Source organism: Streptomyces sp. NPDC006516 (assembly GCF_040611875.1).
Lineage (GTDB): Bacteria > Actinomycetota > Actinomycetes > Streptomycetales > Streptomycetaceae > Streptomyces.
Genome location: NZ_JBEXPD010000014.1, coordinates 59624 through 86278, shown reverse-complemented (window position 1 = coordinate 86278; position 26655 = coordinate 59624). Strand labels below are relative to the sequence as shown.

Here is a 26655-nt window from a genome sequence, read left to right as displayed (position 1 = left end):
AGGTGTGAGCGGGAGCGGGGTGGAGGGCCGGACGGCCTCCACCCCGCTTCCGCGTGCCCGGAATTCGGGCCGCCTCTTGACAGCCGCGCCATCCGCCAGGCAATCTTCCGTTAAGCAGAAACTAACTTCCGCAATACGGAAGGAGCGCATGATGGCTTACTCGGACCAGCGCTTCGATGTGAACCTCTCGATCCTCTTCACCGAACTCCCGCTCCTGGAGCGCCCCGCGGCCGCCGCCGCCGCGGGCTTCACCGCGGTCGAGCTCTGGTGGCCCTGGACCGAGACCCCCACCCCCGCGCAGGCCGAGCTCGACGCCCTGAAGAAGGCGCTCGACGACGCGGGCACGCGGCTGGTGGGGCTGAACTTCTACGCGGGCGAGCTCCCCGGCCCCGACCGGGGGGCGCTCTCGCTCCCCGGCGAGGAGTCGGACCGCTTCCGCGCCAACATCGACGTGGCGGCCGACTTCGCGGCCTCGGTGGGCTGCAAGGCGCTCAACGCGCTGTACGGCAACCGCGTCGAAGGCGTGGATCCCGCCGTCCAGGACGAACTCGCCCTGGAGAACCTGGTCCTGGCCGCCCGCGCCGCCGACCGGATCGGGGCGACACTCCTGATCGAGACGCTCAACGACACGGAGTCACCGCTCTATCCGCTGGTCAGCGCGCCGGCGGGCATCGAGGTGGTCGACCGCGTCAACGCGGCGACGGGCCTGGGCAACGCCGCGTTCCTGCTGGACCTCTACCACCTCTCGATGAACGGCGAGGACCTCGGCCAGGTGATCAAGGCGTACGCCGCGAAGACCGGCCACGTCCAGATCGCCGACAACCCGGGGCGCGGCGCACCCGGCACCGGCGACCTCCCCCTGGAGCGGCTCCTCGACGAGCTGACCGAGGCCGGTTACGACGGCTGGGTCGGCCTGGAGTACAAGCCGGGCGACCGGCCGAGCGCCGAGTCCTTCGGCTGGCTCCCGGCCGAGCACCGCCCGGCCCGCTGAGGGCCCCCGCCCCACGCACACACGCTTACCGGAAGGCACCCTCATGAGCAGCAACCTCCCCAAGGTCGCCTGGATCGGGCTCGGCATCATGGGCTCCCCCATGTCCGAGAACCTCGTCAAGGCCGGTTACCAGGTGACCGGTTACACCCTGGAGCAGGACAAGATCGACCGGCTCGTCGCGGCGGGCGGCCAGGGCGCCGCCTCGATCGCGGAGGCCGTCGGCGACGCCGACGTCGTGATCACCATGGTCCCGGCGTCCCCGCAGGTCGAGGCCATCGCGTACGGTCCCGACGGGATCCTGGAGAACGCGAGGCAGGGCGCCCTGCTGATCGACATGTCCTCCATCACCCCGCAGACCTCCGTGGACCTGGCCGAGAAGGCGAAGGAGAAGGGCATCCGTGTCCTGGACGCTCCCGTCTCCGGTGGCGAGGCAGGTGCGATCGAGGCCGTCCTGTCCATCATGGTCGGCGGCGAGCAGAGCGACTTCGACGCCGCGCAGCCCCTGCTCCAGGCCCTCGGGAAGACGATCGTGCTGTGCGGGCCGCACGGCTCCGGCCAGACGGTGAAGGCCGCCAACCAGCTGATCGTCGCGGTCAACATCCAGGCCTGCGCGGAAGCCGTCGTCTTCCTGGAGAAGTCCGGGGTCGACCTGAGCGCCGCGCTGGACGTCCTCAACGGCGGGCTCGCCGGCTCGACGGTCCTGACGCGCAAGAAGGACAACTTCCTCAAGCGGGACTTCGCCCCGGGCTTCCGGATCGACCTGCACCACAAGGACATGGGCATCGTCACGGACGCCGCCCGCAACGTCGGCGCCGCCCTGCCCGTCGGCGGGGTCGTGGCCCAGTTGGTCGCCTCGCTGCGCGCCCAGGGCGACGGCGGACTCGACCACTCCGCGCTGCTGCGCTCGGTCGAGCGCCTCTCCGGCTCCCAGGTCTGACACCCTCCGGCCCTCCACAGGGCCCACTGAACTCCGGGTCGCGGCGGCGCTGACACCTGTCCTGTCGCGCCCAGGCGCTGCCGCGACCCGGAACCTCACACTCCAATTTCAACAAACTGTTGACGTGCCGTTCTCGGCGAATCTACGCTCCTGAGGCCGTCAGCAGCCCCGTACGGAAGGCCTCCATGTCCCAGCGTGTGCTCACGACCGAGTCAGGCGCCCCGGTCGCCGACAACCAGAACTCCGCCACGGCCGGCGCCGGCGGGCCGATCCTCGTCCAGGACCAGCACCTGCTCGAGAAGCTCGCCCGCTTCAACCGTGAGCGCATCCCGGAGCGCGTCGTCCACGCCCGCGGTTCCGGCGCGTACGGATACTTCGAGGTGACGGACGACGTCACCGGCTTCACCCGCGCCGACTTCCTCTCCGAGGTGGGCCGCCGCACCGAGACGTTCATCCGTTTCTCCACGGTGGCCGACTCACTGGGCGGCGCGGACGCGGTGCGCGACCCCCGCGGGTTCGCCCTCAAGTTCTACACGAACGAGGGCAACTACGATCTCGTCGGGAACAACACGCCGGTGTTCTTCATCAAGGACCCGGTGAAGTTCCCCGACTTCATCCACTCGCAGAAGCGTGACCCGTTCACGGGCCGCCAGGAGCCGGACAACGTCTGGGACTTCTGGGCGAACTCCCCGGAGGCGACACACCAGATCACCTGGCTGATGGGCGACCGGGGCATCCCCGCCTCCTACCGCCACATGCACGGCTTCGGCTCGCACACCTACCAGTGGACGAACGCGGAGGGCGAGGCCTTCTTCGTGAAGTACCACTTCAAGACGAACCAGGGCGTGCGCTCCCTCTCCGCCGAGCAGGCCGCGGAGCAGGTCGGCAAGGACGCCAACTCGCACCAGACGGACCTGCTCCAGGCCATCGAGCGCGGCGTCAACCCGTCCTGGACGCTGTACGTGCAGATCATGCCGGCGGCTGAGGCGGCGGACTACCGCTTCAACCCGTTCGACGTGACGAAGGTGTGGCCGCACGCCGACCACCCGCTGCGCCGCGTGGGCCGTCTGGTGCTGGACCGCAACCCGGACAACGTCTTCGCCGAGGTGGAGCAGGCGGCGTTCTCCCCGAACAACTTCGTGCCCGGCATCGGTCCGTCCCCGGACAAGATGCTCCAGGGCCGGCTGTTCGCCTACGCCGACGCACAGCGCTACCGCCTGGGCATCAACCACACCCAGCTCCCCGTCAACGCGCCGAAGGCGGCGACCGTCGACAACTACGGGCGCGACGGTCTGCACGCGACGCGCTACGGCTCGCGCCAGGACAAGAACTACGAGCCCAACTCGTACGCCGGCCCCGCTCAGACCGGCCAGGCCCTGGCGGCGCCGCTCCCGGTGCACGGCTGGACGGGCACGCACGAGGCCCCCGCCCACGCGAAGGACGACGACTTCTTCCAGGCGGGCGAGCTCTACCGGCTGATGTCGGCCGACGAGAAGGACCGTCTGATCGCGAACATCGCCGGTGGCCTCTCGCAGGTCACCCGTGACGACGTGATCGAGAAGAACATCGCCCACTTCCGCGCCGCCGACGCCGACTACGGCAAGCGCGTGGAGGAGGCGGTCCGCGCCCTGCGCGAGGACTGAGCCTCCGTCCCAGGGCCCTGCCCGTGCCGCACACCCGGATGAGGGGTGCCGTCGCGGCACCGGCAGGACGGGACCGCGACGGCGGACGACGCCAGTGCGGTGGCGAAGGGCACGGCGGCCGGCACCAGACCTGAAGGTGCCGTCCACCACTGCCCACAGCCCGCCGTCGCGGTCGCTGTGAACGGCTACGCAGGGGTGCGGTGCACGCGTGGGGCGTGCACCGCGTTCCTGTGTCGGGGCAGGGCTCGCGGCCTGCCCACCAGGGGCTCCCGTCAGGCGCCCGACATCTTGCCGAGGTTCCAGGCGTGCTGGTGGCGTGACTGAAGGGTGTCCGGATGGTCGGCGCCCAGGACCCGGGTCCGGTCCTCGACGATCGCCGCGTGCAGCGCCGCCGCCTCCTGGTACCGGCCTGTGGCGCTGATGTTCCAGGCGTGCTGGTGCCGGGACAGCAGGGTGCGGGAGTCGTCGGGCCCCAGGAGACGGTGGCGGGCGGCGGCGATCGCTCCGTGCAGCTCCGCCGCCTCCTCGTACCGGCCGGTCCTGCCGAGGTTCCAGGCGTGCTGATGCCGGGACAGCAGCGTGTCCGGGTCGTCGGGTCCGAGGACGCGGACGCGGTCCTCGACCAGGGCCGCGAAGAGCTCGGCCGCTTCCTGGTTCTTTCCCGCGTCACCCACGAACCAGGCGTCGTTGTGCCGGGACTGCAAGGTGTCCGCGTGGTCGGCGCCCAGGACCCGGACACGGTCCGCGATGACGCCCTTGAACAGCTCCGCCGCCTCCGCGTGCCGGCCGGCGCTGCCGACGTTCCAGGCGTGCTGGTGCCGGGACAGCAGCGTGTCCGGATGATCGGGCCCCAGGACCCGGGCGCGGTCCTCCATGAGCGCCCCGTGCAACGCCGCCGCCTCCTGCGGCTTGTTGGTGTGCCCGACGTTCCAGGCGTGCTGGTGGCGCGACAACAGGGTGTCCAGGTGGTCCGGACCGAGGACCCGGGCGCGGTCCTTCGCGATCGCCGCGTGCAGCTCCGCCGCCTCCTTGTGACGGCCGGTCCTGCCGACGTTCCAGGCGTGCTGGTGCCGGGACAGCAGCGTGCGGGAGTCGTCGGGGCCCAGGGCTCGGCTCCGGTCCTCGGCGATCGCCGCGTGCAGCTCCGCCGCCTCCTCGTTCCGGCCGGTCCTGCCGACGTTCCAGGCGTGCTGGTGCCGGGACAGCAGCGTGTCCGGATGGACGGGGCCCAGAACCCGTACGCGGTCCTCCACGAGCGCCCCGAAGAGCGCCACGGCACGCCGGTTCTGTCCCGAGTCACCCACGAACCAGGCGTCGTTGTGCCGGGACTGCAAGGTGTCCGCGTGGTCGGCGCCCAGGACCCTGATCCGGTCCGCGATGACGGACTCGAAGAGTTCTGCCGCCTCCTTGTGCCGGCCGGCGCTGCCGACGTTCCAGGCATGCTGGTGCCGGGACAGCAGCGTGTCCGGATGATCAGGCCCCAGGACCCGGGCCCGGTCCCTGACGAGGGCGGCGTGCAGCTCCGCCGCCTCCTCGTTCCGGCCGGCGTTGCCCACGTTCCAGGCATGCTGGTGCCGGGACAGCAGCGTGTCCGGATGATCAGGCCCCAGGACCCGGGCCCGGTCCCTGACGAGGGCCGCGAACAGCGCGATGGCGTCCTGCTTCTTGTCGGCCTCGCTCGACTTCGGGGCATCCTCCTGCCGGGGTCGCCCGGTGTTCGAGGGCTCCGGCTCGAGGATCCGGGTACCACCCTCGGACGCGACCCGCTGCTTGTCGCGCGGAACCGCGTCGGCCCGGGGGCCCGCCGGCCAGGACACACCGTCGCGCGGATCGGTCGAGGCGCGGAGCCTGTCGCGCACCTCCGCGGCCGTCGCGGGCCGCCGGTCGGGGTCCTTGGCCAGCAGGTCGGCCACCAGCTCGTCCAGCGAGGTCGGGATGCCGCCGCGGCGGCTTCCGGGAGGAACCGGCTCCTGCTGCAGGTGTGCGTACACCAGGGCCCCGGGCTCGGAGGAGTCGAAGGGCGGCCGTCCCGTGAGCAGTTCGTACAGGACGCAGCCGAGGGAGTACAGGTCGCCCCGCCCGTCGCCGGTCTTGCCCCGCAGCCGCTCCGGCGGCATGTACGCCGGGGTGCCGATGACACGACTGGCCAGGGTGGCCGCGGACAGGTAGCGGGCGATCCCGAAGTCGAGGACCTTCACGGTGCCGCCCGCGGTGAGCATGACGTTGTCCGGCTTCAGGTCGCGGTGCACCATCTCGACCGCGTGGGCGGCCACCAGCACATCGGCGATCTGGGCCGTCCAGTCCACGGCCGCGGCCACCGGGGGCCGGCCGTCCTGGCGCAGTACCGCGCGCAGGTCCCGCCCCTCGACCAGTTCCATCACCAGGAAGAGCGTGCCGTCCGTGTCCTCCCCCAGGTCGTGGATCCCCACCACACCCGGGTGATTCAGCCCTCCCGCGGTACGTGCCTCACGGAAGAAGAGTTCGGCCGCCCCGACCTCGTCCGGCATGTGGTGGAGCAGCTTGACCGCGACCCGGCGCATGATCCTGTTGTCCCGGGCCAGCCAGACCTCACCCATGCCTCCGCGGCCCAGTAGCTTCTCGAGTTCGTACCGGTGCGCCAACACCCTCGCTGCCAACCCTGCCCCCACACTCAGTTCGCCGACAACCGCGGAGCTCCCGTGGACGACCGCAGGACGGCCGTACGCGAACGATCACAACGCATCCTCGCCCCGCCGCGCGGCCCGCGTCGACGGCCTGCCTCGGCTTCGGGGAGGAGGCTGCCACGGCCTGCGACGAGGCGCTCCACGAACCGGTTCAGGCTACCGCGCGGCGGAACCGTCTCCACATCCCAGGGGTTCGCAGCGACCCGAGCGCGCACCGGGTCGGTCGCGTCCGGCGCATCACCCTCCCCCTCCCGGCACATGACGGCGCCGGCGCCCTCGACCGCACAGGCCGTGGGCGCCGGCGCCGGAACGGTTCAGGAGACGGTCAGCGCGCGGATCGAGGTCGGCGCGTGGCCCGGCTCGGTCGCCACGTCCTCGAACTCGTTCACGGAGGCGATGTCGGAGCCGCTCATCGAGATGTTCGTGACCCGCTCCAGGATCGCCTCGACCACCACCGGCACCCGGAACTCGGCGGCCAGCTTCTTGGCCTCCTCGAAGGCCGGCAGCAGCTGACCGGGCTCGGTGACCCGGATCGCCTTGCAGCCCAGGCCCTCCACGACCTTCACGTGGTCGACGCCGTAGACGCCCACCTCCGGGGAGTTGAGGTTCTCGAACTCCAGGTTGACCTGGAAGTCGATGTCGAAGTTGCGCTGGGCCTGGCGGATGAGCCCCAGGTAGGAGTTGTTGACCAGCACGTGGACGTACGGGATGCGGTGCTGCGCGCCGACCGCGAGCTCCTCCAGCATGAACTGGAAGTCGTAGTCCCCCGAGAGGGCGACCACCGAGCCCTCGGGGTCTGCCGTGGCAACTCCGAGCGCGGCGGGGATGGTCCAGCCCAGCGGCCCGGCCTGGCCGCAGTTGATCCAGTGGCGCGGACGGTAGACGTGCAGCATCTGCGCTCCCGCGATCTGGGAGAGGCCGATGGTGGTGACGTACCGGGTCTCGGGGCCGAACGCCCGGTTCATCTCCTCGTACACCCGCTGCGGCTTCAGCGGCACGTCGTCGAAGTGCGTACGCCGCTGGAGCGTCGCCCGGCGTTCCTGGGTCGAAGCCGCCCAGGCGGAGCGGTCCTTGAGTCCGCCCGCCGCCTTGAGTTCCCGCGCCACCTCGACGAGGAGTTCCAGCGCGGCCCCGGCGTCCGACGCGATGCCGAGGTCCGGCGCGAAGATCTTGCCGAGCTGGGTGGGCTCGATGTCGATGTGGACGAACGTACGGCCCTGTGTGTAGACGTCCAGCTTGCCGGTGTGACGGTTGGCCCAGCGGTTGCCGATGCCGAGGACGAAGTCCGACTCCAGGAAGTTCGCGTTGCCGTAGCGGTGCGAGGTCTGCAGACCGACCATGCCCGCGTTCAGCTCGTGGTCGTCCGGGAGGATGCCCCAGCCCATCAGGGTGGGGACGACGGGGACGCCGGTCAGCTCCGCGAACTCCACCAGGAGTTCCGAGGCGTCCGCGTTGATGATGCCGCCGCCCGCGACGAGCAGCGGCCGCTCGGACGCGTTGAGCATCTCGACGGCACGCTCGATCTGCCTGCGGCTCGCGGCCGGCTTGTGGACGGGCAGCGGTTCGTAGAGTTCGGGGTCGAACTCGATCTCGGTGAGCTGCACGTCGATCGGCAGATCGATGAGGACCGGGCCGGGCCGGCCGGTGCGCATCAGGTGGAAGGCCTGCTGGAAGACGCCCGGGACCTGCGCCGCCTCCAGGACGGTGGTCGCGGCCTTGGTCACCGGCGCGGCGATGGACGCGATGTCGACGGCCTGGAAGTCCTCCTTGTGCAGGACGGCCGTCGGGGCCTGGCCCGTGATGCAGAGGATCGGGACGGAGTCGGCGATGGCCGAGTACAGACCGGTGATCATGTCGGTCCCGGCGGGCCCCGACGTGCCGATGCAGACACCGATGTTTCCGGCCGCGGCACGGGTGTAGCCCTCGGCCATGTGCGAGGCGCCCTCGACATGGCGGGCGAGGGTGTGGTGCACCCCGCCGGAGGCCTTGAGAGCCGCGTAGAACGGGTTGATCGCCGCACCCGGCACACCGAACGCGTTACTGACGCCTTCGCGCTTGAGGATCTCAACTGCCGCTCGGGCAGCGGTCATACGAGGCATTGAGTGCTCCTGCTCGGACCTGGTGGATTCGGGCTCTGTCGCGCCACCTGAGAGCACCAATTCCGCATTACGGAAGTTTTGTTCTGCTATACGGAATCCAATGTAGGACGGCCCTCGGGGGCCGTCAAGAGAACCGCGGCCGGCACGGCCGGGGTGCGGGCGAAGATACGACCGCGAAGTACGCCAAGTCCCTCCCGGGGACGTCGCTCCTGGTGGACGATGGAGCACGGAACGCGGTCGCCGCCCGAGCGGCGGAGGGAAGGGGCAGCACGTGGAGTCCTTACCGGTGCGCTGCCCGGCCTGCCGCCGTGAGCACGCGTACGTCACGCCGGTCTACCCCTGCCCGTGCGGCGCCCCGACCGCCCCGCCGCTGATGCGCGGCGCACCCGCGGTGCCCATCACCCACCGCACCTGGAACGACGACTGGGTGAGTGTCCGCTGCCATTCCTGCGGGCGCCGCGACCAGTGGCCGCATCCCGAACTCTGCTGCCCCTGCGGGGCGGTGCTGCGGATCGCCGTACGCCCCGTGGCGACGCGCGGCATCACGCCACCCGCCGCAGGCCCGGCCGCCGCGCCCCCCATACCGGTGCCCCGCACCGCCGCGCACCCGCGCCCGTCGTTCAGGCCGCTGGTGATACGCACGGCGCGCGACGCGGTGAGCACCGCGGCCCTCTATCTGCGCTGGCTGGGCTACCGGGACGTCGTCCAGCCCGAAGTGCGGCCCAGCTCCCGGATCGACCTCCGGGCCGCCGGCCTCGTCGCCCAGGTCGACGCGACCACGCGGCCCACGGCCCTGCGCGACGTCGAGTGCCTCTGGCTGAACGCCCTGAACGCCTCGGTGGCCGGCGTGCTCTTCTCCCTGGCCGGCTACACGGACGAGGCACGCTCCCGGGCGGACGGGCTCGTCATCCCTCTGTTCGTCCTCGACCTCACCGGGACCCCTCAGCCGGTGAACGGCCCCGCCGACGAATTGATCAGCGGCGGACCCTGACGCCGCATGATTTCGGTCACCTGTGCCCTGCCAGCCGCATATGTTCGGGGTGTTGTCAGTTTGAGGACGTAGAGTGAAGGCATGGTCTTAACTCCTCGGCATCCCACTCACTCCTCCCCCGTTTTCCTGACCCAGCCCGCCCACCCGTCCGCCGTGGAGGCCAACGAGGCGATCCGTGCGCTCGTCGACGCGCGAGCCGGCCAGGACTGGACTCCGGTGGAGGCCGCGGAGTACGAGGTACTGCTCATCGAGTGGGCGGCGGCCACCCAGGGACTCGGCTCCGGCGTCTCCGAAGCCGCCTGACCCTCCGCCGCCCCACCGCGGCTAAGCGCCGTAGGTCTCCCGGAGTTCGACCTTCCGGACCTTGCCGCTGACCGTCATCGGAAAGGCGTCCAGGATCCGCAGGCCCCGCGGGATCTTGTAGTGCGCGAGCTGCTCGCGGCAGTACGCCGTCACCTCCTCCAGCGTCGGCGGATCGGCCGGGTCGCGGGGGATGACGCAGGCCAGGATCTCCTCGCCGTAGGTCGCGTCCGGCACCCCGACCACCTGGACGTCCGCGATCTTCGGGTGGGCGTACAGGAATTCCTCGATCTCGCGCGGATACACGTTCTCGCCGCCGCGGATGATGACGTCCTTGATCCGGCCGACGATCTGGACGTATCCGTCCTCCCGCATCACCGCGAGGTCGCCGGTGTGCATCCAGCGTCCCCCGTCGACGACTTCGGCGGTCCGCTCGGGCTGGTCCCAGTACCCGAGCATCACGCTGTAGCCACGCGTGCACAGTTCACCGGATTCGCCACGCGGCAGGGTCACGCCCGTCACCGGGTCGACCACCTTCACCTCGATGTGCGGCATCACGCGCCCGACCGTGCCCGTGCGGCGCTCCAGGTCGTCGTCCCGGCGGGTCTGCGTGGAGACCGGCGAGGTCTCCGTCATCCCGTAGCAGATGGACACCTCCTCCATGTGCATCTCGGCCACGACCCGCTTCATCACCTCGACCGGGCACGGCGATCCGGCCATGATCCCGGTGCGCAGCGAGGAGAGGTCGTACGAGGCGAAATCGGGCAGGCCCAGCTCCGCGATGAACATGGTGGGCACGCCGTAGAGCGAGGTGCAGCGCTCCTGCTCGACGGCGGCCAGCACGGCGGCGGGCTCGAAGGCGGGAGCGGGGATCACGGCGCAGGCACCGTGGGAGGTGATGGCGAGGTTCCCCATGACCATGCCGAAGCAGTGGTAGAACGGCACGGGCAGACAGACCCGGTCCTGTTCCGTGTAGGCGACCATCTCCCCCACGAAATAGCCGTTGTTGAGGATGTTGTGGTGGGAGAGCACGGCCCCCTTGGGAAATCCGGTGGTACCGGACGTGTACTGGATGTTGATGGGGTCGTCGCAGGACAGCCCCGCCTCGCGCTCCGCCAGCTGTTCCTTCGTCACCGATCCCGCGGCGGCGGTCAGCTCGTCCCAGGACGGGTCGCCGATGTAGTGGACCGACCGCAGTGCGGGGCACTCGGCGCGCACCTGGTCCACCAGCGCCCGGTAGTCGCTGGTGCGGTGGGAGAGGGAGGCGACCAGGACGGAGATGCCGGCCTGCCCCAGCACGTATGCGAGCTCGTGCGCCCGGTAGGCGGGATTGATCGTGACCATGATGGCCCCGATGCGTGCCGTCGCGTACTGGACGAGGACCCACTCCGGGCAGTTGACCGCCCAGATCCCGACGCGGTCGCCCTTGGCCACCCCGGACGCCATCAGCCCCCGGGCCAGTTCCTCGACATCGGCGCCGAGCCGGTCATAGGTCCAGCGGCGTCCCGAGGCGATGTCGACGAGGGCCTCCCGTTCACCGTGCGCCTCGATCGCCCGGTCCAGGTTGCGGCCGATGGTGTCGCCCAGCAGGGCGGTGCCACTCGTGCCGTGCGCGTAGGAGAGGTCGGTCACCGGAAGTCCCCCTCGTCGAACTCGGTGCCGGCGCCCTGTGCCGTCCGCTCGCGCAGCTCGATCCTGCGGATCTTCCCGGAGACGGTCTTGGGCAGGTCGGCGAATTCCAGCCTGCGGATGCGCTTGTAGGGGGCGAGGACCGACCGCGAGTGCTCGAACAGCACCTTGGCGGTGTCGGGGCCGGGATCCCAGCCCGCGGCGAGCACGACATACGCCTTCGGGACGGAGAGGCGGACGGGGTCGGGGGCCGGCACGACGGCCGCCTCGGCGACCGCCTCGTGCTCCAGCAGGGCGCTCTCCAGCTCGAACGGCGAGATCTTGTAGTCGGATGCCTTGAAGACGTCGTCCGCCCGGCCCACATAGGTGATGTAGCCGTCCTCGTCGCGCGAGCCGATGTCGCCGGTGCGGTAGTAGCCGCCCGCCATCGCCTCGGCGGTGCGCTCCGGGTCGCCGTGGTAACCCGTCATCAGGCCGACGGGCGCGGCGGACAGGTCGAGGGCGATCTCGCCCTCCAGGGCTCCGGGCTCGCCGGAGACCGGGTCCAGCAGCACCACGTCGAAGCCGGGGCTGGGCCGCCCCATGGAGCCGGCCTTGAGGAGCTGTCCCGGGCTGTTGGCCACCTGGACGGAGGTCTCGGTCTGGCCGAAGCCGTCCCGGATGGTGACCCCCCAGGCCCGCCGGACGCTCTCGATGACCTCGGGGTTGAGCGGCTCACCGGCCGCGACGACCTCCCGCGGCGGGGTCCGCAGCTGGGTGAGGTCGGCCTGGATGAGCATCCGCCAGACCGTGGGCGGGGCGCAGAAGCTGGTGACGCCCGAGCGGTCCATCTCCGCCATCAGCCGGGGCGCGTCGAAGCGGGTGTAGTTGTGGATGAAGACGGTGGCCTCGGCGGTCCACGGTGCGAAGAGGTTCGACCAGGCGTGCTTCGCCCAGCCGGGTGAGGAGATGTTCAGGTGGACGTCCCCGGGCTTGAGGCCGATCCAGTACATCGTCGACAAGTGGCCGATTGGGTAGGAGACATGGGTGTGCTCGACCAGCTTCGGGCTCGCGGTGGTACCGGAGGTGAAGTACAGCATCAGCGGTTCGTCCGCGTCGGTCTCCCCGTCCGGCGTGAACGACTCCGGCGCCCGGTCGGCGTCGCCGTAGGAGAGCCAGCCCTCGACGTCACCGCCGACCGCGATGCGGGTGTAGTCACCGGGCACCTCGTCGAACTTCCCGGTGTCGGCCGACCGCACGAGGACATGGCGGACCCTGCCGCGTTCCACCCTGTCGCGAAGGTCGACCGGCCCCAGCAGCGGGGTGGCGGGGATGACGACGGCGCGCAGCTTCATCGCGGCGAGGGCGGTCTCCCACAGCTCGGTCTGGTTGCCGAGCATCACGAGGACGCGGTCCCCCGCCGCCACGCCCTGGGCCCGGAGCCAGTTCGCGGCGCTGTTGGAGCGGGCCGCCATCCGGGCGAAGGAGATCTCCGTACGGCCGCCGTCCTCCTCCACGATGTGCAGTGCGGTGCGGTCGTTGCCCTCGGCGATGACGTCGAACCAGTCGAGCGCCCAGTTGAACCGGTCGGGCCGGGGCCAGCTGAAGCCCCCGTACGCCGCGTCGTAGTCCTCCCGGTGCTCGATCAGGAAGTCCCGGGCCGCCCGGAACGTCTCCGTCGCAGTGGTTGCCGGCATGTGCCCTCCTCGTTGCGAACCCGTCCTTTAACATCATGTGAACAGTGACCCAGATCTCACCACCCCCGAACGGGGGTACAGCCGGACAGGGCGGGGTGTCATCGGCATGCCGGAAGCGGGCGAGGAGACCGAGCTGCGTGCGGCCCTGCTGCGGCTGCGCCGGACGAGCGGGCTGCCGGTGGTCTTCGGCGGGCTGCTGTCCGACGCGCGCCACGCCAGGATCGCCGAGCTGAGCGGGGCGCAGACCCCCGCGCTGCGCGGTCTCGTGATCTCGGCGGGCAGCGGTCTCGGCGGCAAGGCGATCGCGCTGTCACGGCCGTGCGCGGTCACGGACTACCCGTCGGCCCGCCACATCAGCCACGAGTACGACACGGCAGTCGCCGCCGAGGGGCTGCGTTCGGTCGTCGCGGTGCCCGTCGTCGTAGGCCGCACGGTGCGCGGTGTGCTGTACGGGGCGCTGCGCGAGCCGCACACGCTCGGCGACCGTGCGTTCGACGCGGCTGCCTCGGCGGCCCGGCAGGTGGAGCAGGCGCTCGCCGTGCGGGACGAGGTGCAGCAGCTCCTCGCCTCCACCCGTGCCCGGGTCACCGACCCGGTCACGGGAACGGCCCCCGGCACCTGGGAGGACGTCCGCGAGGCGCATCGCGAGCTGCGGGCCCTGGCCCCGAGGATCGCCGACCCCGCGCTGCGCGACGAGCTCCTCTCGGCCTGCGGGCGGCTCGCGTCGGCGGCGGGCGCGGACCGGCCGCGGGCGGTCGGGCCCGTCCGGCTGGCGCCGCGTGAGCTGGACGTGATCGCCTGCGTCGCCTCGGGTGCGACGAACGCCGCGACGGCAGGCCGGCTGGGCCTGCGGCCGGAGACCGTGAAGAGCTATCTGCGGTCCGCGATGCGGAAGCTCGGGGCGCGCACGCGGCTGGAGGCCGTGGTGGCGGCACGCCGCGCCGGGCTGCTTCCGTAGGCCGATCCCGAGGCGGGGAGGGCCGCGAGGTGAAGGCGGCCGGGGCGGCTCAGTCGCCGAGGTCGACGAACCGGCCGAACCGGACGTCGTGCACGGGCGCGGAGGACATCACCGTCAGCAGGCCCACGGCCTCCTGGGTGATCTCCTCACGGGCGGCACGGCCGAGCGTGCCCAGGGCCTGCACGGTGACGACCGCGGTGTCCCTCGCCTCGTCGAGACGCCAGAGCGCGGACAGGAACCCGTCGGCGAGGACGGTTCCGTAGGCCTGGTTGCCCACGCCGTTGCTCCCCTTGTACGCGGGCGGGATCACCCGGGTCCGGTCGGCGTGGCCGAGCAGTACGTTGTCGAACTCCGGCAGGAAGCGCGGTGGGGCCGGGGTGTCCGGGTCGGGGCGCGGGGCCTCGGGCAGGTCGAAGAGCTCGGCGCCGCTCTCGTCGCGGAAGGTGAGCAGCTGTGGCCGCAGCCGCTCGAAGACCTCGCGCATCCGGGTGAGTCCGGCCCACATCTGCATGTCCTTGACCGAGGCGGGTCCGAAGGCGCCGAGGTAGCGCAGCACGGTCGCGTCCGGTGTGGCGGCGGGGCGTGCCGGGCTGCCCAGCCAGTGCTCGGCCGTGGTCAGGGCGACCTGTCCGCTGCGCCCCCAGAGTCCGCGCGGGGTGACCTGTACCAGCGGCAGCAGGCAGCGCGCCGCGACGGCGAGCGCCCTGGGATCGGCCTCCGGCCAGTGGCGCAGGAGTTCCTCGCGCAGCTCCTTCATGGTGCGGGGCCGCTCCTCGACGAGCTCCTTGCTCAGCGCGGCGAGCCGGTCGAGGTCCACACCGGTGAGTCCGTGCCGGAACATGTTCAGCTCACGCTGCCGGGCCGGCTGGACCAGAGGGCGCAGGGTGAGGGCGTCCTCGGCGGTGTGGGTGTGGATCGTGGAGCGCAGGGTGACGATCCTGACCACCTCGCGGGACTCCATGAGCGCCGAGAGCTCGGCGGGATCGAAGCCTTCCAGGCGGGAGTAGAGCTGGAAGTACGGCGGCCTGGTGTTCTGTGCCTGGAGTCCGACCAGGCGGCTGACGGCCTCCTTCGCCGGCACGGCGGTGCGGCGCAGCAGCAACTGCCGCTCCAGAGTCGCCCTGTTGAGCGCGCGGGTGGAGAGCACGGGAGCGTTCTTGGCGGCCATGTCCCGCAGATTACGCGGGCCTGCCGGCGCCGGTCGGCGAAATACGGCACTCGCGGTTCGGGGGCCGCGACACTCGCACGGTCCGCGGCGCCGCGGCAGCGGCGGTGCGGGCCCTCATGATGGGGCGGGTGATCAGTGTCCTGTTCGCCGTCCTGACCGCGCTCAGCAACGGCTCCGCCTCCGTACTGCAGCGGCGTGCCGCACTCACCGTGCCCGACAGCGAGGCGATGCGCCTGTCGTTGATCGGGCGTCTGGTGCGTCAGAAGGTGTGGCTGGCCGGGATCGGGCTCGTGATCGTCGCCGCCGTCTGCCAGGCGGTGGCGCTGGCCACCGGTCCGATCGCGGTGGTCCAGCCGATCTTCGTCATCGAGCTTCCCGCGACGCTGCTCATCGCCGGGTTCGTCATGCGGGCCCGGGTTCCGCGCCCGGTCTGGTACGGGGTGGCCGCCGTGACGCTCGGGCTGGCCCTCGCCATGGCGGCGGCGGACCCGGCGGGGGGCAGCGACGAGGTCCGGGGCGCGGCCTGGATCCCCGCTCTGATGGCGACCGGGATCTTCGAGGCCGCGCTGATCGCCGTCGCGCTCGGCACCCGGGGCGACCCCCGAGCCGCGCTGCTGGGACTGGCGGCGGCCTGCGGTTACGCGCTGACGGCCGCGCTGATGAAGGACGCCATGGCGCGGCTGGACAGCGACGGTGTGGTGGGCCTGCTGACGGCGTGGCAGCTGTACGCGACCGCCGCGGCCGGCGTCGGCGCGCTGTTCCTCCTGCAGAACGCGCTCCAGGCCGGAAGCCTCGTCGCCGTACAGCCGATGCTGACGCTCGGGGACGCGTTGATCAGCGTGCTGTACGGGGTGACGCTGTTCGGCGAGGAGCTGCGGACCGGGTGGTGGCTGCTGCCCCAGCTGGCCGGGCTGGCGCTGATCGCCGTCGGCTGTGTCGTGCTCTCGCGTTCGCCGCTGGCCGCCGCCGGACCGCCGCCCCGGGCGGAATGAACCGGCTCAGGGGCGTCCCCGGGCCGGGACCTCCTCGCCCGGCGGCACCGGTCCGGGCGGGGTGCCGTCGCCGAACGGCCGGCCGCCGAGCTGCTCACGGTGGTGCGGGGTCAGCCAGCCCGACAGGTCGGGGCCGAGCGGCACGATCCCGGTCGGGTTGATGCCGGTGTGCACCTGGTGGTAGTGGCGCTTGATGTGGTCGAAGTCGACGGTGTCGCCGAAGCCGGGCGTCTGGTAGAGGTCACGGACGTACGCCCACAGGACCGGGTCCTCGGCCAGCTTCGAGCGGTTGCACTTGAAGTGCCCGTGGTAGACGGCGTCGAAGCGCACGAGCGTGGTGAAGAGCCGGATGTCCGCCTCGGTGATCGTGTCGCCGACGAGGTAGCGCTGCCCGGCAAGGCGCTCGGAGACCAGGTCCAGGCGCCGGAAGACGTCGATGTACGCCGCTTCGTACTCCCCTTGCCCCGCGGCGAATCCGGCCCGGTAGACACCGTTGTTGACGTCCCGGTAGATGCCGTCCATCACCTCGTCGATCTCGGCGCGCAGCGGCTCGGGGTAGAGGTCGGGGGCCCCGGGGCGGTGCAGCTCGGTCCACTCGGTGGCCAGGTCGAGCGTGATCTGCTGGTAGTCGTTGGTGACCAGGGTCCGGGTCGGTACGTCGACGACGGCGGGCACGCTGACCCCGCCGGGGTAACCGCGCTCCCTCGCGTCGTACGCCTCGCTCAGGAAGCGGATCCCGAGCACCGGGTCCTTGCCGTCCTCGTCGAGGGTGAACCGCCAGCTGCGGTCGTCCTGGATCGGGTCGGCGACGGCCAGCGAGAGGGCGCCCTCCAACCCGAGCAGCCGCCGCGAGACCAGGGCACGGCTCGCCCACGGGCAGGCGCGGCTGACGACCAGGCGGTAGCGCCCGGGTTCGACGGGCCATCCGTCACGGCCGTCGGCGGTGATGCGGTCGGCGAAGTGGCTGCGCGAGCGCTTGAAGGGCTTGTGACCGTACGAGGTGTTCGCGTTCGGCCCCTGGTCCTCGGTGTCGTTCATCGTGTTCTCCCCGGCGTGTCGGTGGCTCGGTAGGCTTCGGACGTCTCGGAACGTCTCCTTCCCCGTCGGCCCGCCCCGACATCGGCCAGGGCCACGATCAGGGCCGCGACGACGAACGCCACGGAGACGACGAGTCCGTGGTCGTAGGCGCCGGCCCAGTCGTCGGGTCCCAGTCTGGCGAAGAAGACCGAGCCCACGGCGGCGATCCCGATGGCCGAGCCGACGCGCTGGCTGGTCTGGAGCGTGCCGCCGGCGCTGCCCGCGTTGTTCACCGGCACCTCGGACAGGGTGAGGGTCTGGTTGGGTGCGATGACGAGTCCGCTGCCCAGTCCGGACAGCAGCAGCGGGGCTGCCATCGCGAGCCCGGCGCCCCGCCCCGGTACGAGGTGGGCGGCCAGCGCGGTGAGGCCGAGCCCCACGGCCACCATGGTCAGCCCCACGACGATCAGAGGCCGCCCGAAGCGGCCGACCAGCCGGCCTCCGATGCTCGCCGAGGCCCCCGCGCCCAGGGCGAACGGGGTGATCGCGAGGCCTGCCTCCAGCGCGCTGTAGTGGAGTCCGGACTGCAGGTAGAGGGTGCTGATGAAGAAGATCGAGGTGAATCCCGCGAAGTACAGCAGGATCATCAGGCAGCCGAGCCAGAAGGCCCGGAGCCGGAAGAGGGCCAGGTTGAGCACCGGCTGGACGCCACGCCGGGCACAGCGGGAGTCCCAGGCGACGAACGCGGCCAGCAGCACAGCCGCGACCGGTACGAGCAGCCACTTGCCGTTTCCGGGCCACTGCTGGGCCTGGACGAAGGGAAGCAGGAGGGCGAGCACCCCCGCTCCGAGCAGCAGTACGCCGACCGGGTCCAGATCGCGCGGGCGCACCCGGCCCGCCGACGGGGTGTCGGGGAGCAGCCGCCGCGCCAGCACGAGACAGACCGCCCCGATGGGGAGGTTGACGTAGAACACCCAGCGCCAGCCCTCCTCGGCCCCGGCGCCCTGGATCAGCAGACCGCCCAGCAGCGGGCCTACGGCGGTGGAGATGCCGACCACCGTGCCGAACATGCCGAAGGCGCGGCCCCGCTCCCGGCCGGAGAACATCTGCTGGATCAGTGCGGAGATCTGGGGCGAGAGCAGCCCGCCCGCCGCGCCCTGCAGCAGCCGGGCGATGACCAGCCACAGGCTGGACTGGGCGGCCCCGCAGGCGGCGGAGGCCAGGGTGAAGAGGGTCAGGCCCGCCATGAAGACGGTGCGCCGGCCCCGGGCGTCGCCGAGCCGGCCACCAGGGATGAGGACCAGGCCGAAGGCCAGCGCGTAGCCGGACAGCACCCACTGGAGGTCGGACTCCGGGGTGTCGAGGCCCTCCTTGATGGACGGCAGCGCCACATTGACGATGGAGACGTCCAGCAGTGTCATGAAGCCGGCCACCAGGCAGACGGCGAGGGCGCGCCAGCGACGGGGGTCGGCGGGGCCGGTACCGGGTTTGCCGGTGTCCCGGTGGTCCGTACTCTCTGCCATGCTCCGCACCCTAGTTCGCGCCCGCCCGGACCCCGCCCCGGGCGCGCCGTGCGGCGGGACGGCGTCCGGCAGGCGTGTCCGGCGCCGTCGTGGGTACCGACTGGACATGACAGTCGGTAAAACGAGCGTTCTGGTCCTGGACTGCGCCGAGCCGCTGGAGCTGGCGGACTTCTACGCGAACTTCCTCGGGGCGGAGACGAGGATCGGGAGCGATCCCGACTTCGTCGAGATCGTCGGTGCCGCCGGTGTGCACCTGGCCGTCCGCCGCGACCACGGCTACGCGCCGCCGAGCTGGCCGCGCCCGGAGGACTCCCAGCAGGCGCATCTGCGCATCCTGGTGGACCCCGGCGACATGGACGAGGCCGAGCGCGAGGCGATAGGCCTCGGCGCCCGGCCCGTCGACACGGGGGACAGCAACAGCGGCCCGCGCGACGTCCGCGTCTACACCGATCCGGCCGGCCATTCCTTCTCCCTGGCCGTCTACCCGGCGCGGCAGGCCGACGCCGCTCAGGCGGAGGCGGACCGGCGGCGGAGCGCGGATTCGGTGAGCGAAGGCGGGGTGTAACCCACGTCGCGGGCGGACAGGTTGGTGCCGGGCGGGACGATCTCGTCGATCCGGTCCAGGACGTCCTGGCTGAGCTTCACCTTGTCCGCACCAAGCTGCGTGTCCAGCTGTTCGAATGTGCGCGGCCCGATGATCGCCGAGGTCACGGCCGGGTGTTCGAGCACGAAGGCCAGTGCCAGCTGTACGAGGGTGAGTCCCGCCTCTTCGGCGAGCCGGGCCAGAGCCTCCGCGGCGGCCAGCTTGGCGGCGTTCTCCGGTGCGGAGATGTCGAAGCGGGCGGCCTGGCGTGCGGTGCGGCTGGACGTGGGCTGTTCGGCTCCGGTGCGGTAGCGGCCGGACAGCCAGCCGCCGGCCAGCGGGCTCCATGACAGCACCCCTAGGCCGTACCGCTGGACGACCGGCAGGACCTCGCGCTCGATGCCGCGGGCCAGCAGGGAGTACGGGGGCTGCTCGGTGACGACGCGTTCGCGGCCCCTCCGCTCGGCGAGCCACTGGCCCTCGACGATCGCGGACGCCTCGAAGGTCGACGTGCCGATGTAGCGGATCTTGCCCTGGTGGACGAGGTCGGAGAGCGCCCCCAGGGTCTCGTCGAAGTCGGTGTCCGGCTCGGGACGGTGCACCTGGTAGAGGTCGATCCAGTCGGTGCCGAGCCTGCGGAGGCTGTTCTCGACCTCACGGATGATCCAGCGGCGGCTGTTGCCCCGCTCATTGGGGTCGTCGCCCAGGCTGCCGTGGAACTTGGTGGCCAGCACCACGTTGTCGCGCCGGCCTCCGGCGAGGGCCTTGCCGACGATGGTCTCCGACTCGCCCGCGGAGTAGACGTCGGCCGTGTCGACGAAGTTGATGCCCGAGTCCAGCGCGTGGTGGATGATCCTGACGCTGTCGTCGTGGTCGGGGTTGCCGCGGGGGCCGAACATCATGGTGCCGAGGGCCAGCGGGCTGACCTTCACGCCGGTGCGCCCGAGGCTGCGGTACTCCGTCATCGTGCGTTCTCCTTGACGAGTGCGTCGGTGGTGGGGTGGTCGGTGAGGTTGTCGGTGCTCAGCCGGTGGGCGACGACCACGGTCGTGCGGCGCCGGGACAGCAGGTCCGTGGCGGCGGAGACCCGGCGTTCGGTCGCCAGGTCGAGCGAGGAGGCCGCCCCGTCGAGCACCGCCGATGACGAGCACGGTGGCCGAGGGCAGGGTGCCGGGGAACGGTCACCGGGCCGCCGCTGTGGCGAGGCCGATGCCGGTGTGGCCCTCGCTCGTGTCGACCGTGTCGAACAGCCGGTTCGCCGGCCTCGGCAGCCCGTAGTGCTCGCGCAGGGTGGAGCCGGTGTACTCGGTGCGGAAGAGGCCCCGCTCCTGGAGGATCGGGACGACCCGGTCCACGAAGACCTCCAGCCCGGACGGGAGCACGGCGGGCATGATGTTGAAGCCGTCGGCCGCGCCGCTGTCGTACCAGTGCTCGATGGTGTCGGCGACCTGCTCCGCCGTGCCGGCGAAGGTGCGGTGCCCGCGCCCGCCGCCCAGCCGCCCGATGAGCTCGCGTACCGTCAGCTTCTCGCGCCTGGCGAGCTCCACGACGAGTGTGTAGCGGCTCTTGGCGCCCTCGATCTCGTCCTCGTCGGGAAGGTCGTCCGGGAGCTCCCGGTCGAGGTGCAGGTCGGCGGGGTCGAGCTTCAGCGTCTTCGCCAGCTGCCGCTTGGCGTACTCCGGCACGATGAGCCGGTCGAGTTCGGCGTCCAGTTCCAGCGCCTCCGCCTCGGTGTCGCCGATGACCGGAACGATGCCCGGCAGGATCTTGATGCCGTCGGGATTGCGGCCGAGCGCCTCGGCGCGCTGCTTGACGTCCTTGTAGAAGGCGATGCCCTCCTCCAGGGTCTGCTGCGCGGTGAACACCGCCTCGGCATAGCGGGCCGCGAAGTCCTTGCCGTTCTCGCTGGAACCCGCCTGCACGAGCAACGGGTATCCCTGCGGCGGCCGTTGGACGTTGAGCGGTCCGTCGACCCGGAAGAACTCGCCGGTGTGGCCGATGCTGCGGACCCGGTCGGCCAGGGCGTGGATCCCGGCCTCCTTGTCGGCCACGACCGCGTCGTCCGCCCAGCTGTCCCAGAGCTTCGTCGACACCTCCACGAACTCGGCGGCACGTCGGTAGCGGTCGCGGTGCAGCGGCGTGTCGTCGAGGCCGAAGTTGCGGGCCGCGTCGGCACCCGCGGTGGTGACGATGTTCCAGCCGGCCCGGCCACCGGAGATGTGGTCCAGGGAGGCGAACCGGCGGGCCAGGTTGTACGGCTCGTTGTAGCTGGTGGAAGCGGTGGCGATCAGCCCGATGCGCTCGGTGACCCCGGCGAGGGCCGTGAGCAGCACGGTGGGTTCCAGCTTGGCCGCGGGCCGTCGGCCGGGGTCGCCCATGAGGACGGGGCCGTCCGCGAAGAACAGGGAGTCCAGGAGGCCGCGTTCGGCGATGCGGGCCAGGTTCTTGTAGTGCTCCAGGTCGGAGTTGGCCTCGGCGTGGCTCTCGGGGAGCCGCCAGGACGCCTCGTGGTGACCGGTGGACATCAGGAAGGCGTTCAGGTGGAGTTGCTTGCGCGGCATGGGTGTCTTCTCCTCGGCGGATCTCGGAAGATCAGTGCGTGAGCTGGGGCTGCGCCACACCCAGGGCGGCGAGCAGGGTGTCGCGGTATTCCTGGAAGCGCGGTTCACGGCGGGAGCGTGGGGAGGGCAGGTCGATCCTGAGGTCGACGGAGATACGCCCGTCCTCCAGGACGAGGACCCGGTCCGCGAGCTCCACCGCCTCGTCGACGTCATGGGTGACCAGCAGCACCGCGGGGCGGTGGCGTTCGTACAGCTCGCGCAGCAGGTCGTGCATCTTGATCCTGGTCAGTGCGTCCAGGGCACCGAACGGCTCGTCGGCGAGCAGGAGTTCGGGGTCGCGCACGAGGGCGCGGGCCAGCGCGGCGCGCTGCTGTTCGCCGCCGGACAGCTCATGGGGCCAGGAGCGGTCGCGGCCCTCCAGGCCCACCTCGGCGAGCGCCGTCAGGCCTCGCTCGCGAGCCCCGGGGCCGCGCAGTCCGAGGACGACGTTGTCGAGCACCCGCAGCCAGGGCAGAAGCCGGGAGTCCTGGAAGGAGAGCGAGACCCTGTCCGGCACGACGAGTTCACCGGACCCCTCGACGGTGTGGTCGAGCCGGGCGACGGCCCTCAGCAGGGTGGACTTGCCCGAGCCGCTGCGCCCGAGGAGCGCGGTGAACTCCCCCTGGCCCACTGTCAGATCGAGCTCCTTGAGGACGTCCCGGTCACCGAACCGCCGTACCAGACGCGCGGTGCGGATCGCCGGCCGGTCCTCCGTCAGCCCGCCAGTGTGCGTCGCCATGACAGGACCTTCCTCTCGACTGCGCGAACCGCCGCGTCCGAGGCGAAGCCGAAGATGCCGTAGGCCACCAGCCCCACGATGATCACGTCGGACTGGGCGTACTGCTGGGCCTGGAACATCATGTAGCCGATTCCGCTGGTGGCGTTGATCTGCTCGACCACGATGAGGCCGAGCCAGGACGAGGTGACGCCGAGCCGCAGGCCGACGAAGAAGCCGGGCAGCGAGCCGGGCACCACGACCTTGCGGATGAACTGCCCGCGGCTCAGGTCGAGTCCTTCGGCGAGCTCGACGTACTTGCTGTCGATGCCGGTCAGCGAGGCGTACGTGTTGATGTACATGTTCACCGCGACGCCGAGCGCGATCACGGTGACCTTCATCTGCTCGCCGATGCCGAGCCAGAGGATCAGCAGGGGCAGCATCGCCAGGGAGGGGATGGCCCGCTTGATCTGGAGCGGACCGTCCAGCAGGTACTCACCGCTGCGGCTGAGGCCGGCCGCCACGGCGAGGATCACACCGGCGGACACGCCGAAGAAGAGACCGAGTCCGGCGCGCTGCAGGGAGATCAGGACGTTGTCCTGGAGGCGGCCGGTTTCGAGCAGGTCTGCCGCCGTGGCGAGCACCGTGCCGGGCGACGACAGGATCCGTGGGTCGAGGTATCCGGAGGCGGAGGCGGTCCACCACACGAGTACGAGCAGCACCGGGCCGATCAGCCGCCCGAAGGGCAGCGCCCGGCCGGGGCCGAGGCGTCGGCGGGTGCCCTTGGAGACACGGGCCGGCCCCGCGGGGGCCCGGGGCCCGGTCGGCTCCGGCCTCTCCGCGTCCGTCCCGGTGGTCCGCGCTTTCGCCAGCAGGTCCGTCATGACCCCTCCCGGTACTCGGCTGCCACGGCCTTCGCCGCAAGGGCTTCGAATCGGCGGTCGAACAGCTCGGATGCCTTCTGCTTCGGTACGAAGCCTCCTTCGGCCAGCAGGTCGGCGGTCTCCTGCTCCCACTCGACGGCCTCGTCCCAGCTGGCGGGGAACTGCGGCTTGCGCTGCGAGTCGACGATGCGCCTGCCGTCCTCCTTCGACACGCCCTGGTCCTTCACGTAGTACGTGTCGATCCACTCGTCCTGGTTCTCCCAGGCCCAGACCTGACCGCGTGCCCACAGCGGGATGAAGCTGCGTACCGCCTTTGCCTTCTCCGGGTCGTCGAGCACCTCGTTCGGCGCCCAGAGCACGGTCAGCAGGTCGACGACCTCCGTCTTCACCCCGCGGGCGCCGTCCTTGCCGTACTGGTCGAGATACTTCGTCAGGGTCGGCTCCCCCAGCGGTGCCACATCGACCTGTGCGGACTGCAGGGCGGTGAGGAACTGTGTGCTGGGCAGGGCGACCAGTTCGACGTCGGAGTTCTTCAGCCCCGCTTCCTTGAGCGCGCGCAGGACGACGACGCCCTGCGCCTGGCCCTGGGAGAACCCGATCTTCTTGCCCCGGAAGTCCTCGGCCTTGGCGATGGACGAGCCGGGGGCCGTCGCGAAGGTGTACAGCGGGTGCCGGCGGACCTGGACCGCGACGATCTTCGCCTGGACGCCGATGGCGTGCGCCTGGATCGGCGGAATTCCGGCATTGGTGGCCAGGTCGATGGATTTCGCACGGAAACCCTGAATGATATCGGGCCCCGCGGAGAGGTTCGGCCATTCGGTGACGGTGAAGGGGAGTTCCTTCTCCAGCCCTGCGTCCTTCAGCTGGAGCTGCGTCGTACGAGCGGCGATCTTCAGCTTGGTCCCGGATTCTGGAACTCCGGACGGAAGGGCGCCTGCGGGCTCCGCGCCGGCGACGGATTTCACCTGCGGCGAGCATGCGGCAAGACTCAGTACGGTGCCTCCCGCAAGAGCGAGAAATGACCTCCGGGCCAGGGCCCGCCGGTTGTCGTGGCGTGTCATCGTGAATTCCTGATCACTGGTCGGACGCGGGGCGGATGGAGTGGTAGGAGCCGTCGTGGAAGAGCAGCGGACTGCGTCCCTCGTCCAGCCAGGACTCCTCGACCCTGGCGACGACGATGCGGTGGTCGCCGGCTGGGACGATGCTCTGCACGGTGAGCCGCAGCCAGCCGGCCGCCCCGTCGAGCACGGGGTCCCCGCCGGGCAGCCGGTGCCAGCGGGTCGGCGGGGCGAACCGGTCGATGCCGCTGGTGGCGAAGGTGGTGGCCACCTGCCTCTGTTCGACGCCAAGGAAGTTCACGACGGCCGTGGAGGCCTGTTCGATGTGCGGCCAGGACGAGGTGGACGTCCCGATGCCGAAAGAGACCAGCGGCGGGGCGAGGGACAGTGAGCTCAGCGAGGTGGCGGTGAATCCCACCGGCCCGTGACCGGCGTCGGCGGTGACGACCACGACGCCCGCGGGGTAGCGGCGGAAGGCCTGCTTGAAGCGTTCCGGTGCGATACCGGGCGCGGCGGAGGCGCCGTCGGGTTCGGAAGGTCGGAGGGCGGCGTACGAGGACACGGTGACGGTCAATGTCTCTCCCCGGGTCAAGGGCGGAAAATGGGCGTGCGAAGTCGCGCGAGGACCTACGGAAGCGCGCGAGGGCGCACGGGGGCACGGGCGGAAGGAGAATCACGCACGAGTGCGGTCCGCCCTGCAATTCAGCAGAGTGCTATCGGACACCCGGACAGGGGCGACAACAGGAGCGCCGGGCGATTTCGCTCGTCGGCGCGGCCGCGCGGCAGGAGCGTGCCGGTGTGGGCACGTTCTCCGAATTCCGCTGTCGGCTGGTCATGAATCCATCTTCCCGTTCTGGCTGCGGCCGGTCAACAATGCAACTTCTTGAATTAATGCGGGTATCGGAAAAGGTCAGGACACCGCGGGAAGCGCGGGCCACGGCCCCAGCGGATCGGTGTACAGGGCGCCCAGCGCCACCGCGCCGCCCGCCGTCGCCAGCACCGATCCGGTGAAGCTGCTGGGCACCACGGCCCGTTCCGGGTCGTCGCAGACCCAGGAGCGCATCCCCACCTCTTCCCTGAGGTCGGCGAGGCACTCCGGCAGCCGGCCCGCTCCGGGCTCGACCACCACGAGGCAGTCCGGGTCGAACATGTCCAGGAGCAGCGCCGCGGCCCTGCCCACCAGGCGGGCGCGGCGGCGGAAGAGAGCCACCGCGCGCGGCTCCCCGGAGACCGCGTGATCCAGCAGTTCCTGGAACGTCTGTACGTGCAGGTCCTGTTCGGCGGCGCGGCGGATCATGGCCCGCTCGGACACCTCGGACTGCAGGCATCCGGTGCGTCCGCACCTACAGGGCTCCGCGTCGCCCGATCCGCCGGAGCCCAGGGGGAGATGAGCCACGCTGCCGGCGCCCGAGCGCGGCCCCCGGTGCAGTTCACCGGAGGTGGCGTAGGCACCGTCGACGACCGCGCCGATGAAGAGAAGCACCGTGCTGCGTCGCGTCGACACCTCGCCGAACATCTGCTCCGCGCGCGCCAGCGCCCTTGAGTGGCTGTCCACATGGACGGGTAGGCCGGTGCGGGCGGCCAGGATCTCGCGTACGGGGACGGCGCGCCAGCCGAGGTGCGGATGCTCCACGACGACTCCGGCGGCGGGATCCACCCGGTGTCCGGTGGCGACGCCCAGCGCCAGCACCTGCCGGCCGTCCGCGTGTGAGGCCGTCAGCGGAGGCAGCCGAGCGGCCAGGTCGTCGAGGACCGCGCGCGGATCCGTGGCGGTGTGCGGCCTGCGGTCCTCGGCAACGACCCCGCCCCGCAGATCCATCAGGGCCACCGTCGAGTGCGCCACCGCGATGTGGGCTCCGGCCACCAGGTAGCGGGAGGTGTCGATCTCCAGGGGCACATGAGGACGGCCGAGCCCGCGCGGGCCGGTCGCCTCGGCACTCTCCCGGACCAGACCGCGGGACAGCAGCTGCCCCACGTGGCCGGTCACCGAGGCGGGCGAGAGCCCGGTGAGCCTGGCCACCGTGGAACGGGCGACCGGGCCGTGGTCGAGGATCGCGCCCAGAACGGATCCCGTGCCGGAGGCACGGCGCGTGTGTCCTGACGAAGGGATCTCGGAGCGGCGCGGAGGCCGGGGGCGGCGGGTGGGCGCAGGCAGACTCGTCACAGGTCTTCCAGGTCCTCGATGGCAGCGGGCGTGGAGGTGAGGCCGCAAGGGGACCTCCTGGCGG

At 71.3% G+C, this 26655-nt stretch carries 23 protein-coding genes; 8 read left to right on the top strand and 15 right to left on the bottom strand.

Annotated elements, in window-relative coordinates; genetic code table 11:
• Positions 1–151 precede the first annotated feature (151 nt).
• From ABZY45_RS29365 to ABZY45_RS29355, 3 genes are all read left to right on the top strand, one after another.
• Positions 152–991, top strand: a complete 840-nt coding sequence (locus ABZY45_RS29365; protein ID WP_356744713.1) for a TIM barrel protein — start codon at positions 152–154, stop codon at positions 989–991.
• A gap of 43 nt (positions 992–1034) precedes the next feature.
• Positions 1035–1928, top strand: a complete 894-nt coding sequence (locus tag ABZY45_RS29360) for a 2-hydroxy-3-oxopropionate reductase (protein ID WP_356744711.1) — start codon at positions 1035–1037, stop codon at positions 1926–1928.
• Between the two features lie 185 nt (positions 1929–2113).
• Positions 2114–3571: a catalase gene (locus ABZY45_RS29355; RefSeq protein ID WP_356744709.1), complete on the top strand. Its 1458-nt coding sequence runs from the start codon at positions 2114–2116 to the stop codon at positions 3569–3571.
• A 272-nt stretch (positions 3572–3843) separates the two neighbouring features.
• Here ABZY45_RS29355 and ABZY45_RS29350 read toward each other — a convergent pair whose 3' ends face one another.
• On the bottom strand, positions 3844–6195 hold the full coding sequence (locus tag ABZY45_RS29350; protein WP_356744707.1) for a serine/threonine-protein kinase: 2352 nt from the start codon (positions 6193–6195) through the stop codon (positions 3844–3846).
• A gap of 353 nt (positions 6196–6548) precedes the next feature.
• Entirely contained in the window at positions 6549–8333 is a 1785-nt protein-coding gene (gene gcl, locus ABZY45_RS29345; RefSeq protein ID WP_356744705.1) for a glyoxylate carboligase, read from the bottom strand.
• Between the two features lie 271 nt (positions 8334–8604).
• Between gcl and ABZY45_RS29340 the strand changes: the two genes are divergently transcribed.
• Positions 8605–9324, top strand: coding sequence for a hypothetical protein (locus ABZY45_RS29340; RefSeq protein WP_356744703.1), 720 nt, complete (start codon positions 8605–8607; stop codon positions 9322–9324).
• An 81-nt stretch (positions 9325–9405) separates the two neighbouring features.
• Positions 9406–9627, top strand: a complete 222-nt coding sequence (locus tag ABZY45_RS29335) for a hypothetical protein (RefSeq protein WP_356744701.1) — start codon at positions 9406–9408, stop codon at positions 9625–9627.
• A gap of 21 nt (positions 9628–9648) precedes the next feature.
• Here ABZY45_RS29335 and ABZY45_RS29330 read toward each other — a convergent pair whose 3' ends face one another.
• Both ABZY45_RS29330 and ABZY45_RS29325 read right to left on the bottom strand, forming a co-directional pair.
• Complete coding sequence (locus ABZY45_RS29330; RefSeq protein WP_356744699.1) at positions 9649–11256, bottom strand: AMP-binding protein; 1608 nt, start codon at positions 11254–11256, stop codon at positions 9649–9651.
• Positions 11253–12929 (bottom strand): AMP-binding protein, encoded by a 1677-nt coding sequence (locus tag ABZY45_RS29325; RefSeq protein WP_356744697.1) that lies wholly within the window; start codon positions 12927–12929, stop codon positions 11253–11255. The genes ABZY45_RS29330 and ABZY45_RS29325 overlap by 4 nt, the downstream gene beginning before the upstream one ends.
• Before the next feature lie 106 nt (positions 12930–13035).
• Here ABZY45_RS29325 and ABZY45_RS29320 point away from each other — a divergent pair, with 106 nt between their 5' ends.
• Positions 13036–13887, top strand: a complete 852-nt coding sequence (locus tag ABZY45_RS29320) for a LuxR C-terminal-related transcriptional regulator (protein ID WP_356744899.1) — start codon at positions 13036–13038, stop codon at positions 13885–13887.
• A 49-nt stretch (positions 13888–13936) separates the two neighbouring features.
• Here the strand turns inward: ABZY45_RS29320 and ABZY45_RS29315 are convergent, their stop codons facing one another.
• Entirely contained in the window at positions 13937–15055 is a 1119-nt protein-coding gene (locus ABZY45_RS29315) for a winged helix DNA-binding domain-containing protein (RefSeq protein WP_356744695.1), read from the bottom strand.
• Positions 15056–15183: 128 nt separating this feature from the next.
• Between ABZY45_RS29315 and ABZY45_RS29310 the strand changes: the two genes are divergently transcribed.
• Entirely contained in the window at positions 15184–16047 is an 864-nt protein-coding gene (locus tag ABZY45_RS29310) for a DMT family transporter (RefSeq protein WP_356744693.1), read from the top strand.
• Positions 16048–16053: 6 nt separating this feature from the next.
• Here the strand turns inward: ABZY45_RS29310 and ABZY45_RS29305 are convergent, their stop codons facing one another.
• Both ABZY45_RS29305 and ABZY45_RS29300 read right to left on the bottom strand, forming a co-directional pair.
• Positions 16054–17085 (bottom strand): glutathione S-transferase C-terminal domain-containing protein, encoded by a 1032-nt coding sequence (locus ABZY45_RS29305; protein ID WP_356744691.1) that lies wholly within the window; start codon positions 17083–17085, stop codon positions 16054–16056.
• The gene (locus ABZY45_RS29300; RefSeq protein ID WP_356744689.1) at positions 17082–18587 is read right to left on the bottom strand and encodes an MFS transporter; all 1506 of its coding nucleotides are present in this window, start codon (positions 18585–18587) and stop codon (positions 17082–17084) included. Before ABZY45_RS29300 ends, ABZY45_RS29305 begins: the two co-directional genes overlap by 4 nt.
• A gap of 106 nt (positions 18588–18693) precedes the next feature.
• On the opposite strand from ABZY45_RS29300, the gene ABZY45_RS29295 reads away from it, so the two are divergent.
• Positions 18694–19152, top strand: a complete 459-nt coding sequence (locus ABZY45_RS29295) for a VOC family protein (RefSeq protein ID WP_356744687.1) — start codon at positions 18694–18696, stop codon at positions 19150–19152.
• Here the strand turns inward: ABZY45_RS29295 and ABZY45_RS29290 are convergent.
• The 8 genes from ABZY45_RS29290 to ABZY45_RS29255 all read right to left on the bottom strand — a co-directional run bounded on the left by ABZY45_RS29290 (position 19095) and on the right by ABZY45_RS29255 (position 26591).
• The gene (locus ABZY45_RS29290) at positions 19095–20135 is read right to left on the bottom strand and encodes an aldo/keto reductase (protein ID WP_356744685.1); all 1041 of its coding nucleotides are present in this window, start codon (positions 20133–20135) and stop codon (positions 19095–19097) included. The two genes, ABZY45_RS29295 and ABZY45_RS29290, sit on opposite strands and share 58 nt — an antisense overlap.
• Positions 20132–20305, bottom strand: coding sequence for a hypothetical protein (locus tag ABZY45_RS29285; RefSeq protein ID WP_356744683.1), 174 nt, complete (start codon positions 20303–20305; stop codon positions 20132–20134). Before ABZY45_RS29285 ends, ABZY45_RS29290 begins: the two co-directional genes overlap by 4 nt.
• 46 nt (positions 20306–20351) lie before the next feature.
• Positions 20352–21731: an LLM class flavin-dependent oxidoreductase gene (locus tag ABZY45_RS29280; RefSeq protein ID WP_356744681.1), complete on the bottom strand. Its 1380-nt coding sequence runs from the start codon at positions 21729–21731 to the stop codon at positions 20352–20354.
• A gap of 31 nt (positions 21732–21762) precedes the next feature.
• Entirely contained in the window at positions 21763–22509 is a 747-nt protein-coding gene (locus ABZY45_RS29275; RefSeq protein ID WP_356744679.1) for an ABC transporter ATP-binding protein, read from the bottom strand.
• Positions 22485–23369 carry an ABC transporter permease gene (locus tag ABZY45_RS29270; RefSeq protein WP_356744677.1) on the bottom strand — a complete coding sequence of 295 codons (885 nt, stop codon included), beginning with the start codon at positions 23367–23369 and terminating at the stop codon, positions 22485–22487. The genes ABZY45_RS29275 and ABZY45_RS29270 overlap by 25 nt, the downstream gene beginning before the upstream one ends.
• Positions 23366–24430: an ABC transporter substrate-binding protein gene (locus ABZY45_RS29265; protein WP_356744675.1), complete on the bottom strand. Its 1065-nt coding sequence runs from the start codon at positions 24428–24430 to the stop codon at positions 23366–23368. The genes ABZY45_RS29270 and ABZY45_RS29265 overlap by 4 nt, the downstream gene beginning before the upstream one ends.
• Positions 24431–24443: 13 nt before the next feature.
• A complete protein-coding gene (locus tag ABZY45_RS29260; RefSeq protein ID WP_356744673.1) occupies positions 24444–25001 on the bottom strand; it encodes a flavin reductase family protein in 558 nt (185 codons plus the stop codon).
• Positions 25002–25337: 336 nt separating this feature from the next.
• Positions 25338–26591, bottom strand: a complete 1254-nt coding sequence (locus ABZY45_RS29255; RefSeq protein WP_356744671.1) for an ROK family transcriptional regulator — start codon at positions 26589–26591, stop codon at positions 25338–25340.
• Between the last annotated feature and the right edge of the window lie 64 nt (positions 26592–26655).